This is a genomic window from Clostridium sp. Cult1, assembly GCF_021655095.1.
GTDB lineage: Bacteria > Bacillota > Clostridia > Tissierellales > Tepidimicrobiaceae > Schnuerera.
The window spans coordinates 20,845-31,361 of record NZ_PPXW01000001.1 but is presented as its reverse complement, the minus strand read 5'-3'; the positions used below and the strand labels follow the sequence as shown (position 1 = coordinate 31,361).

Annotated in this window: 12 protein-coding genes; all 12 read left to right on the top strand. The window is 32.7% G+C overall.

Going from position 1 to position 10,517, the window contains the following annotated elements; all coding sequences use genetic code 11:
- The first annotated feature begins 49 nt into the window (after positions 1 to 49).
- The 12 genes from dnaK (at position 50) to yqfC (ending at position 10,509) form a co-directional block, all read left to right on the top strand.
- The gene (gene dnaK, locus C3E89_RS00160) at positions 50 to 1,876 is read left to right on the top strand and encodes a molecular chaperone DnaK (protein WP_236910494.1); all 1,827 of its coding nucleotides are present in this window, start codon (positions 50 to 52) and stop codon (positions 1,874 to 1,876) included.
- A gap of 88 nt (positions 1,877 to 1,964) precedes the next feature.
- Positions 1,965 to 3,086 carry a molecular chaperone DnaJ gene (gene dnaJ / locus C3E89_RS00155; protein ID WP_236910493.1) on the top strand — a complete coding sequence of 374 codons (1,122 nt, stop codon included), beginning with the start codon at positions 1,965 to 1,967 and terminating at the stop codon, positions 3,084 to 3,086.
- Between the two features lie 100 nt (positions 3,087 to 3,186).
- Positions 3,187 to 4,125 carry a 50S ribosomal protein L11 methyltransferase gene (gene prmA / locus C3E89_RS00150; protein ID WP_236910492.1) on the top strand — a complete coding sequence of 313 codons (939 nt, stop codon included), beginning with the start codon at positions 3,187 to 3,189 and terminating at the stop codon, positions 4,123 to 4,125.
- Positions 4,126 to 4,134: 9 nt separating this feature from the next.
- Positions 4,135 to 4,881 (top strand): 16S rRNA (uracil(1498)-N(3))-methyltransferase, encoded by a 747-nt coding sequence (locus C3E89_RS00145; protein ID WP_236910491.1) that lies wholly within the window; start codon positions 4,135 to 4,137, stop codon positions 4,879 to 4,881.
- Positions 4,878 to 6,176: a tRNA (N(6)-L-threonylcarbamoyladenosine(37)-C(2))-methylthiotransferase MtaB gene (mtaB, locus tag C3E89_RS00140; protein WP_236910490.1), complete on the top strand. Its 1,299-nt coding sequence runs from the start codon at positions 4,878 to 4,880 to the stop codon at positions 6,174 to 6,176. Before C3E89_RS00145 ends, mtaB begins: the two co-directional genes overlap by 4 nt.
- A 48-nt stretch (positions 6,177 to 6,224) precedes the next feature.
- Complete coding sequence (locus tag C3E89_RS00135) at positions 6,225 to 6,569, top strand: histidine triad nucleotide-binding protein (protein ID WP_236910489.1); 345 nt, start codon at positions 6,225 to 6,227, stop codon at positions 6,567 to 6,569.
- A 110-nt stretch (positions 6,570 to 6,679) separates the two neighbouring features.
- Positions 6,680 to 6,859, top strand: coding sequence for a 30S ribosomal protein S21 (rpsU, locus tag C3E89_RS00130; RefSeq protein WP_005587683.1), 180 nt, complete (start codon positions 6,680 to 6,682; stop codon positions 6,857 to 6,859).
- Positions 6,860 to 6,874: 15 nt separating this feature from the next.
- On the top strand, positions 6,875 to 7,318 hold the full coding sequence (locus C3E89_RS00125) for a GatB/YqeY domain-containing protein (protein ID WP_236910488.1): 444 nt from the start codon (positions 6,875 to 6,877) through the stop codon (positions 7,316 to 7,318).
- A gap of 97 nt (positions 7,319 to 7,415) precedes the next feature.
- Positions 7,416 to 8,699 carry an NfeD family protein gene (locus C3E89_RS00120; RefSeq protein ID WP_236910487.1) on the top strand — a complete coding sequence of 428 codons (1,284 nt, stop codon included), beginning with the start codon at positions 7,416 to 7,418 and terminating at the stop codon, positions 8,697 to 8,699.
- A 3-nt stretch (positions 8,700 to 8,702) separates the two neighbouring features.
- Positions 8,703 to 9,689 (top strand): flotillin-like protein FloA, encoded by a 987-nt coding sequence (gene floA, locus C3E89_RS00115; protein WP_236910486.1) that lies wholly within the window; start codon positions 8,703 to 8,705, stop codon positions 9,687 to 9,689.
- A gap of 12 nt (positions 9,690 to 9,701) precedes the next feature.
- Entirely contained in the window at positions 9,702 to 10,151 is a 450-nt protein-coding gene (locus tag C3E89_RS00110; protein ID WP_236910485.1) for a hypothetical protein, read from the top strand.
- 79 nt (positions 10,152 to 10,230) lie between these two features.
- Entirely contained in the window at positions 10,231 to 10,509 is a 279-nt protein-coding gene (gene yqfC / locus C3E89_RS00105) for a sporulation protein YqfC (protein ID WP_236910484.1), read from the top strand.
- Positions 10,510 to 10,517 lie beyond the last annotated feature (8 nt).

Below are 10,517 nucleotides of genomic sequence, written 5' to 3'. Positions count from 1 at the left end.
CCTAGTATGGTTAAAGTAGCTAAGTAAATAATTTTAAGGAGGAATTTATATGGGAAAAATAATTGGTATCGATTTAGGAACCACTAACTCATGTGTAGCAGTAATGGAAGGTGGAGAACCTATTATTATTCCTAATGCAGAAGGGAATAGAACTACTCCATCAGTAGTAGCTTTTACTAAGGATGGAGAAAGGTTAGTTGGAGAAACTGCTAAAAGACAAGCAATTACAAATCCAGATAGAACTATAATTTCTATTAAAAGAGAAATGGGCAGGGATTATAAAAAGAATATAGATGGTAAGGATTATACTCCTCAAGATATATCAGCTATGGTATTACAAAAGATTAAGATGGATGTAGAAAATTATTTAGGAGAAACTGTAACAGATGCAGTAATTACCGTGCCAGCATATTTTACTGATAGTCAAAGACAAGCGACAAAGGATGCAGGAAGAATTGCTGGTTTAAATGTAAAAAGAATAATCAACGAGCCAACAGCGGCAGCTCTTGCTTATGGTTTAGATAAGGGGGAAGGTCAACATAAGATAATGGTCTTTGACCTAGGTGGTGGAACCTTTGATGTTTCCATTTTAGAAATAGGAGATGGGGTATTTGAAGTATTAGCTACTAGAGGAAATAACCATTTGGGTGGAGACGATTTTGACCAAGCAATAATTGATTATATTGCAGAACAGTTTAAAAAGGAAAATGGTGTAGATCTAAGACAGGATAGTATGTCATTACAAAGATTAAAGGAAGCAGCAGAAAAGGCTAAAAAAGAACTTTCTACTACTATGACAACTAATATTAATCTACCTTTTGTAACTGCTACTGCTTCTGGACCATTACATTTAAATATGGACATTACTAGAGCAAGATTTGAAGAATTGACTTCTCATTTAGTAGAGAAAACATTAGAGCCAATTAGATTAGCTTTAAAAGATGCTGGTCTTTCAGCTGGTGAAATAGAGAAGGTTTTACTTGTTGGTGGTTCTACAAGAATACCTGCAGTACAAGAGGAAGTTAAGAAGTTAATAGGAAAGGATCCACAAAAGGATATAAACCCTGACGAATGTGTTGCTATAGGTGCAGCAATACAAGGGGGAGTTTTAAGTGGTGAGGTTAAGGATTTACTTCTATTAGATGTAACTCCATTATCTTTAGGTATAGAAACTTTAGGTGGAGTCACAACTAGATTAATTGAAAGAAATACCACTATTCCAACGAAGAAATCTCAGACTTTTACTACTGCAGCTGACAATCAAACTTCTGTAGACATCCATGTGCTACAAGGTGAAAGGCAAATGGCTAGCGATAATACAACCTTAGGAAGATTTCAATTAACTGGAATTCCACCAGCACCAAGGGGAGTACCTCAAATAGAAGTAACCTTTGATATAGATGCAAATGGTATTGTCAATGTTAGCGCTAAGGACTTAGGTACTGGGAAAGAGCAAAGAATTACCATTACTGCTTCAACTAATTTGTCAGATGAAGAAATTGAAAAAAAGGTAGAAGAAGCTGAAAAATTTGCTGAAGAAGATAAGAAGAAGAAAGAAGAAATAGAAGCTAGAAACAATGCTGATTCAATGGTTTATCAGACAGAAAAAACATTAAAAGATTTAGAAGGAAAAATCTCCGATAGTGAGAAATCAAAGGTTGAAGAGAAATTAAATGAATTGAAAAAAGCCTTAGAAGGAAATGATATAGAGGAAATTAAGAAGAAAACAGAAGAGTTGACTCAAGAATTCTATAATATATCACAAAAGATATATGACCAAACTCAAGGGCAAGGATCTGAACCCGGAGGAGCAAATGATACCAAAGATGATGATGTGGTAGATGCAGACTATGAAGTAATGGATGAGGATGAGTAATATTTTAAAATCAAAGCTAAATCTCTTGGATTTAGCTTTGATTTTTGATAAACTATGATAGGAGTAAATTGAAGGTTGGTGATACTGGTTGAAAGATTACTATGAAATACTCAATGTCTCAAAAGATGCCAGTCAAGATGAAATAAAATCTTCTTTTAGGAGATTAGCAAAAAAATATCATCCTGACCTAAATCCTGATAATAAAGAGGCGGAACAGAAATTCAAAGAAGTTAATGAGGCTTATGAGGTATTAGGTGATCCAGATAAAAGGAGAAGGTATGATACCTTTGGCCCTGAGGGAGTAAATAGTCAGGCGGGCTATGGCCAAGGTTATGGTGGATTTGGCGATATATTTGAGGATATTTTTGATATATTTGGTGATGGCTTTGGTCAAAGAAGTAGTTCTAGAAGGAGAGGGCCTGTTAGAGGGAACGATTTAAGGTATAATTTAGATTTAGAATTTGAAGAAGCAGTTTTTGGAGTAGAAAAAGAGATACAAATAAGAAAATCTGAATCTTGCAGAACCTGTGATGGTAGTGGAGTAAAGCCTGGTAGTCAGAAAGAAACTTGTAATAAATGTAACGGTTCTGGGGAAGTAAGATATGCTCAACAAACTCCTTTTGGACAATTTGTTAGAGTAGCTACTTGTGATCAATGTGGTGGTACAGGAGAATTTATAAAAGATAAATGTAATACCTGTTCAGGAACAGGTAAGGAAATAAGGAATAAAAAGATAAAAATAAAGGTGCCTGCTGGTGTGGATACTGGCTCAATTATCTCAGTTAGAGGAGAAGGAGAAGCGGGAGACAGAGGTGGTCCAGCAGGAGATCTATTTATCTATATAAATGTAAAAGAGCATAGTATATTTAAGAGAAAAGGAAATGATATACATTTTACAGTACCTATAACTTTTGTAGATGCAGCTCTTGGAGCTGAGATAGAAATACCTACTCTAGAAGGGAAAGAATCTTTTACTATTCCAGAAGGCACCCAAACTGGAACTAGATTTAGACTTAAAAATAGAGGGATTCCAAATGTAAAAGGTATAGGAAAAGGTGATTTATACTTTAGAGTGGAAGTTAAGGTGCCTAAAAAAATGACAGAAAAGCAAAAAGAATTATTAAGAGAGTTTGCTAAGGAAAGTGGAGAAATCCATAAAGAAAATAAAAAAGGATTCTTTGATAAAGTGAAAGATGCATTTGGAAACTAGGCAATCACTCGATAATGGAGTGATTGTTTTTTTAGGATATGGTATTTTTCCTTGTTTTAGGGTATAATATTCTGAGATTTAATAAAAGGATGTGAAGGTTATGAAATGGGTTGAAGTTCAAATCAAAACTACTACTGAGGCTGAGGAGCTGGTAACCAACATAATGTATGATTTAGGTGTAACGGGTTTGGCTATAGAAGATCCAAATGACATAATAGCGTTCCAGCAGTCAGAAGAGGATTGGGATTTTATCGATCCGGAGCTTATCAAGCAGGATTATGAAGGTGTTATAATCAAAGCCTATTTTCCAGAAGGTAAGAATATAGTAGATAAGATCGAACTTGTAAGAGATAATATTGAGAGAATTCCCTTCAATGAAACAGGCAAAAGTTTAGGAGAAGTAACCATAACTGAGGTGTATGAGAAAGATTGGGCTGAGGCCTGGAAAAAATACTATAAGCCTACCAGGATAGGTAGTAATGTAGTAATAAAGCCTACTTGGGAAGAATATGAAAAAGAAGAAGGAGAAATAATAATTGAACTTGACCCTGGAATGGCCTTTGGTACTGGAACCCATGAAACCACAATTATGTGTATAGAAGCTTTAGAGAGATATGTAGAAGATGGAGAGACGCTTCTAGACATAGGATGTGGAAGTGGTATACTTAGCATAGTAGCAGCTAAACTAGGTGCTAAAAAGATAATAGCTGTAGATCTAGATGAAATGTGCATTAAGGTATCTAATGAGAACCTGCACTTAAACGGCGTTGAGAATTCTGTTGAGGTAAGACAAGGGAACTTATTTAATGTAGTTAATGAAAAGGCAAATATTATTGTTTCCAATATTATAGCAGAAGTGATTATAGACATGGTTGAGCATATTAAAGATTATCTTTATTCAGGGGGAGTATTTATTGCCTCTGGAATTATTTTGGAAAAGGTAGACAAGGTAGAAGAAAAGCTGATTAAAAATGGTTTTAAAATCTTAGAGAAAAAATATATGAACGAATGGGCTCTCATTGTAAGTGTTTTAGAATAAGGTGAATATATGAATAGATTTTTTATATGTAAAGATCAAATTATCGGAGATAGAATTGAAATAATAGGGAAAGATGTTAAGCATATTAGAGATGTTTTAAGGTTAAAAAACAAAGATAGAATAGAAATTCTATCTGAAAATAGAACCTATATATGCGAAATATTGGAGATAAATTCTGATGTTGTTCTAGTTTCAATATTAGATAGCTTTGAAGGAAAAAATGAACCACCAATCGATATTATTCTTTACCAAGGGATCGCCAAAGGGGATAAGATGGATTTTATAATTCAAAAATGTACTGAAATAGGAGTAAAGGAGATTTATCCCATAGTTACTAATAGGACAATCGTTAAAATCAAGGATAAAAGGAAAGAACAAAAGAAGGTGGAAAGATGGAAAACAATTGCTGAAGAAGCAGCCAAACAAAGCAAAAGAGATACTATACCTATAGTTAATAATATAATCACCTATAATGAAATGATCCATATTCTAGACGGGGAAGAAAATATAATAGTACCTTATGAGATGGAAAGAATGAATACATTGAAAAAAGCTTTTAAGGATATAAAGAATGGTAATATCCATATAATAATAGGACCAGAAGGTGGTTTTGAAGAAAAGGAAATAAATGCCATTTTAAATATCGGTGGAAAACCGGTAAGTTTAGGGCCAAGAATACTTAGAACAGAAACGGCAGGTATAGTTGTAATTTCTATTACTCTATATGAACTTGGAGACTTAGGAGTGAGATTATGAGGAAAGTGGCATTCTATACATTAGGATGTAAAGTAAATCAGTATGAAACGGAAGCTATGGAGGAATTATTTGAAAAAAGAGGCTATGAAATAGTAGATAGTAATGAATATGCTGATATATATGTAATAAATACATGTACTGTTACAAACTTAGGCGATAGAAAATCTAGACAATTTATTCGAAGGGCTAAAAAAGCAAATGTAAATTCGATAGTAGTAGCAGTAGGATGTTATTCTCAAGTAGCACCAGAGGAAGTAGAAGCAATAGAAGGAGTAGATATTGTAATTGGTACTACTGATAGAAATAGGATAGTAGATCTATGTGAAGAGGCTAGGGATAAAAACAAAAAAATAAATGTAGTAAAAAGCATAAAAGGTCATAAGGAATTTGAGAATTTAAATATAGCTGATTTAAAATCTAAGACAAGAGCCTATATAAAGATTCAAGAGGGCTGCAATCAATTCTGTAGCTATTGTATAATTCCCTACGCTAGGGGGCCTATAAGAAGTAGGGATCTAGAAGATATTTTAATTGAGTCAAAAAAATTATCTAATGCTGGTTTTAAGGAAGTTATACTTACAGGAATTCATGTAACATCCTATGGAAAAGACTTACATGGACTAACATTAATTGATGTTATAGAGGAAATATCGAGAATTGAAGGAATAGAAAGAATACGTCTAAGTTCTATTGAACCGACTTTTATAGATGAAGAATTTATGCTAAGAGCAGTTAATTCAAAAAAGCTATGTGGTCATTTCCACCTATCATTACAAAGTGGAAGTGATACTGTATTAAAAAGGATGAATCGTAAATATACTACTAGTCAGTATAAGGATATAGTAAATCTAATAAGAAAACATATGCCAGACGCAGGAATAACTACAGATGTCATAGTAGGATTTCCAGGAGAAACTGATGAAGAATTCGAAGAAACATATAATTTTGTGAGAGATATTCATTTTTCGCGTATCCATGTATTTAAATATTCTCCTAGGAAAGGGACTCCAGCAAGTAGATTTAAAAATCAAATCCATGGAAATATTAAACATGAAAGAAGTGAAAGATTAATCCTTTTAGGGGAAGAATTGATGAGAACTTTTAATGAAAATTATTTTGGTAAAACCTTACCAGTCCTTTTTGAAGAAGGAGAAGATGGATTTATGGAAGGTTATACTACTAACTATATTAGGGTGAAGGTTCAAGCTGAAGATGAAGTACGAGGTAAAATACTACCTGTAAAAATAATTGATAATGAAAAGGATATTTTGATAGGAAAAATAGAGGAATTATAGAAATTTTATAGAATATATATTGTATAAGGCAATGGGGGAGGTGAAAGTATGAGTGATTGCATATTTTGTAAAATAATAAGTAAAGAAATTCCTTCTGAAATCATATATGAAGATGATAAAATTATAGCCTTCAAAGATGTTAATCCTCAATCACCTATTCATATTTTGGTAATACCTAAGGAACATATAGAGTCAGTAAATGATATAGATGATGAGAACTCCGATTTAATCGGCCATATATTTGTCACTATAAAAGATTTAGCTAAAGAGCTAAAAATTGACGAGGAAGGTTATAGAATAGTAAATAATTGTGGTGAGTTTGGAGGACAGACTGTCTCCCATATCCACTTTCACATTTTAGGAGGGCGTAAATTTTCATGGCCACCCGGTTAAAATATAGTTGCAGAATTCAAAAACTTAATGTATAATGATTTAGTATGTATTCCGATTTCCATATACAATATGGGAGCACTCTTGTTGTGGAAGAGGGGAGGGAGAAGTCGATGGCAGAAATCAAAGTAGGAGAAAATGAATCTCTAGATAATGCACTAAAAAGGTTTAAAAGGCAATGTGCCCGTGCTGGTGTTCTTTCCGAATACAGAAAAAGAGAACATTACGAGAAACCAAGTGTAAGACGTAAGAAAAAGTCTGAAGCAGCTAGAAGGAAAAAAGGAAGATATTAATAAGAAGGTGAATTTATGACCTTGAAAGATAGACTCATGGAGGATTTAAAGGCTTCTATGAAGAATAAGAATTCTATCAGAAAAAATACTATAACTATGGTTAGGGCAGCTATAAAGCAAATAGAAGTAGATCAGCGAACTGAATTAGAAGACGAAAAAATATTAGAAATAATATCTAAACAATTAAAAGAGAAAAAGAATGCCATTGAAGATTTCAAAAAAGGTGAAAGACAAGATTTAGTCGATTTAACCCAAAAAGAAATGGAAATTTTATTAGAATATTTACCGGAACAACTAACTGAAGAAGAAATTAAAGAAATCGTTTCAAAGACCATAGATGAAGTTAATGCTAAGTCCATGAAAGATATTGGAATGGTTATGAAATCAGTAATGCCAAAGGTGAAGGGCAGAGCTGATGGCAATACAGTTAATAAAATAGTAAGAGGAATTTTAAAATAGACCTGGAGTTTTACTCCAGGTTTTTTGCTAAACCTAAATTATATTTTTATTGTATAAATAAAAGGGTAATAATATAATAGAATTAGGGGGTGAAATCTTGAAAAAGAATAGAATTTTAGCTTTAATTTTTCTAATTCTAATATTTTTCAATGGAATAGTTTATGCAGAAGATAAAGGAGATGTCTACGTTATACCAATTAACGGAGAAATTACTAAAGCTACCTATAATTTTCTACGAAATACTTTAAACAATATTGCTAAAGATTCTCCGAGGGCTATAATCTTTGAAATTGACACCTATGGAGGATTGATTGATGTAGCAGAAAAGATAAAGAACTTGATTATTGAACTAGATATACCAACGATATCTTTTGTTAATAATAAAGCAGAATCTGCAGGAGTTTTAATAACTATTGCAGGAGAAAATGTGGTTATGGCTGAAAGTTCTACCATTGGCTCTGCTGAAACTATACCAAATACAGAGAAGGTATTATCCATGTGGAGAAGCTTTTTAAGAGATGTAGCCCAATTTAGAGGAAGAGACTCTGAAATAATAGAGGCTATGGCAGATCGAGATATTTACATTGCTGGTATTTCTGAAAAGGGGAAGTTACTTAATCTAACAAGTAATGAAGCACTTCAATATGGAATAGCAGATTTAATTTCCAATGATTATGATGAAATTCTTTCACATTTCAATATTTCATATAATAATATTGTTAAAATTGAAGAGAGTATGGAATTAAAGGCAGCTAAATTTTTATCTAATTCATCTATTAGTACCTTATTGCTAACTATAGGGTTTGTTGGATTGGTAATTGAAATTTTTACACCTGGGTTTGGAATTGGCGGAACTATAAGTATAATTGCCTTTGGGCTATTTTTTGGAGGCAATATAATAGCTGGTAATTCACAATGGACATCATTAGCTATATTTGTTACTGGATTAATCCTTTTGGTTATAGAAGCTATTGTTCCGGGATTTGGTCTACCGGGTATATCTGGTATAATCTTAGTAATTTTAGGCACTATATTAGCAATGGGTTCTTTAGCTTCAGCTTTAATGTCTGTAAGTATTGCCATTATTATTACAGCTATAATTACTATGTTATTGATAAAATATGGACATAGAAGTCCATTTCTTGATAAGATAGTATTATCAACTCATCAAAAAGATGAGGAAGGATATTTGAGTTCCCTTTCTAGAGATGAATATTTAGGGAAAGAGGGAGTCTCCATTACAGAACTTCGCCCTTCAGGGATTATTGAAATAGATGGTGAAAGATTAGATGCATTATCTAGTGGAGCTTTTATACCAAAGCAAAGTAATATAAAGGTAGTAAGGGTGGAAGGATCAAAAATAATTGTTAGGAGGGTTTAATTAATGCCAGGATCATATGTATTTACAGTAGGTATTGCTTTATTAATCATTATTTTAGTCATATTGTTTTTTACTTTTATACCTGTCGGATTATGGATTACAGCATACTTTTCAGGTGTTAAAATTAAGATTGGTACTTTAATTGGTATGAGATTGAGAAGGGTTATACCTTCAAGAATTGTTAATCCAATGATTAAAGCCACTAAGGCAGGATTAACTATAGGAGTTGATAAATTAGAGGCCCATTATCTTGCAGGAGGAAATGTTAACACCCTTGTAGATGCTTTAATTGCAGCACAAAGAGCAAATATACCTTTGGAATTTGAAAGAGCTGCAGCCATTGATTTAGCAGGTAGAAATGTTTTAGAAGCAGTACAGGTAAGCGTTAATCCAAAGGTAATAGAAACACCTCAAATTGCAGCAGTTGCTAAAGATGGAATAGAGGTTATTGCTAAGGCTAGAGTTACAGTACGAGCTAATATTGAGAGATTAGTAGGGGGAGCAGGAGAAGAAACTATTATAGCTAGGGTTGGAGAAGGCATTGTTACTACCGTAGGTAGTTCAGTAACTCATAAGGATGTATTGGAAAATCCAGATTTAATATCTAAAACTGTCCTTGATAAGGGATTAGATTCTGGAACTGCTTTCGAAATACTTTCCATCGATATTGCAGACGTAGATGTAGGAAGAAATATAGGAGCAAAACTTCAAACTGAACAAGCGGAAGCTGATAAGCGTATAGCTCAGGCTAAAGCCGAAGAAAGAAGAGCTATGGCAGTAGCCAAAGAACAAGAGATGGCAGCAGAAGTTCAAGCAATGAAGGCCAAAGTAGTAGAAGCGGAAGCAGAAGTTCCTTTAGCTATAGCTAATGCGTTAAAGGAAGGTAATATGGGATTTATGGATTATTATAATATGAGAAATATATTAGCTGATACTGATATGAGAAGTTCAATTTCCAAGATAGCTGAAGAAGACAAAAAACAAGATTAAGGGGGCGAAAAAATGTTCCCACGAAGCTTTCTATTTTTTATTTTCATCATAGTAATAGATATAATATTAAAAAGTATGAAAGATAAGAAAAAAATTGAACAGGCAAAAAGTAGAAGAAGAGAAAAATTAAGTAGACAGTCTGGTAATATGAAATCAACGGTATCACCAATAGAACCGAAAAAGATAAATGTTCAAAAACCAGAGATTAAGAGAGAAGTATCTAAGGAAAAAGCCACACCATTCAGAGATGAAAGAAGAATAGATATTCAAAATGTAAAAAAAGATAAAAACTTATCTAGAGTATATAAACAAGAAGTTGAATCATATGAAGATTCAAAGATTAATCAAAATAAAATAAATAGGTCAGAAAACCAACTTAAAAAAGATATATTAAGAGGGATAATATATTCTGAAATATTATCTGAACCTAAAAGTATTAGAAATATGAGAAAAAGCATATAGGAAACTATATGCTTTTTCTTATTACTCAGTAATACTCATATTATGTAGGGCATAAATTATTAAGGAGGAGGGCTTATCGATGAAAAACAAAATGGACAATTTCAAATATAATATTTCAGAAGCTTTAGAACTACCTAAAGATGTGGTATTAGATTTGCCTAAAATCACTATGATTGGAAATATTCAACTTAATATTTCCAATCATAAAGGTATTGTTGAATACACACAAGAAATCCTTAGAATTAATTCTAACATAGGGATAATTAAAATAACTGGGAAAAATATGGAACTAAAGACCATACTTTCTGAGGAAATCATCATTAAAGGAAATATTGAAAAAATAGAGATATACTCTTAAGGAGTGTT

Bases quoted from the DNA above. Each gene is read 5' to 3' on its own strand.
- dnaK (WP_236910494.1), top strand. From the start codon at position 50: ATGGGAAAAATAATTGGTATCGATTTAGGAACCACTAACTCATGTGTA.
- prmA (WP_236910492.1), top strand. From the start codon at position 3,187: ATGAAATGGGTTGAAGTTCAAATCAAAACTACTACTGAGGCTGAGGAG.
- C3E89_RS00145 (WP_236910491.1), top strand. From the start codon at position 4,135: ATGAATAGATTTTTTATATGTAAAGATCAAATTATCGGAGATAGAATT.
- mtaB (WP_236910490.1), top strand. From the start codon at position 4,878: ATGAGGAAAGTGGCATTCTATACATTAGGATGTAAAGTAAATCAGTAT.
- C3E89_RS00135 (WP_236910489.1), top strand. From the start codon at position 6,225: ATGAGTGATTGCATATTTTGTAAAATAATAAGTAAAGAAATTCCTTCT.
- rpsU (WP_005587683.1), top strand. From the start codon at position 6,680: ATGGCAGAAATCAAAGTAGGAGAAAATGAATCTCTAGATAATGCACTA.
- C3E89_RS00125 (WP_236910488.1), top strand. From the start codon at position 6,875: ATGACCTTGAAAGATAGACTCATGGAGGATTTAAAGGCTTCTATGAAG.
- floA (WP_236910486.1), top strand. From the start codon at position 8,703: ATGCCAGGATCATATGTATTTACAGTAGGTATTGCTTTATTAATCATT.
- C3E89_RS00110 (WP_236910485.1), top strand. From the start codon at position 9,702: ATGTTCCCACGAAGCTTTCTATTTTTTATTTTCATCATAGTAATAGAT.
- yqfC (WP_236910484.1), top strand. From the start codon at position 10,231: ATGAAAAACAAAATGGACAATTTCAAATATAATATTTCAGAAGCTTTA.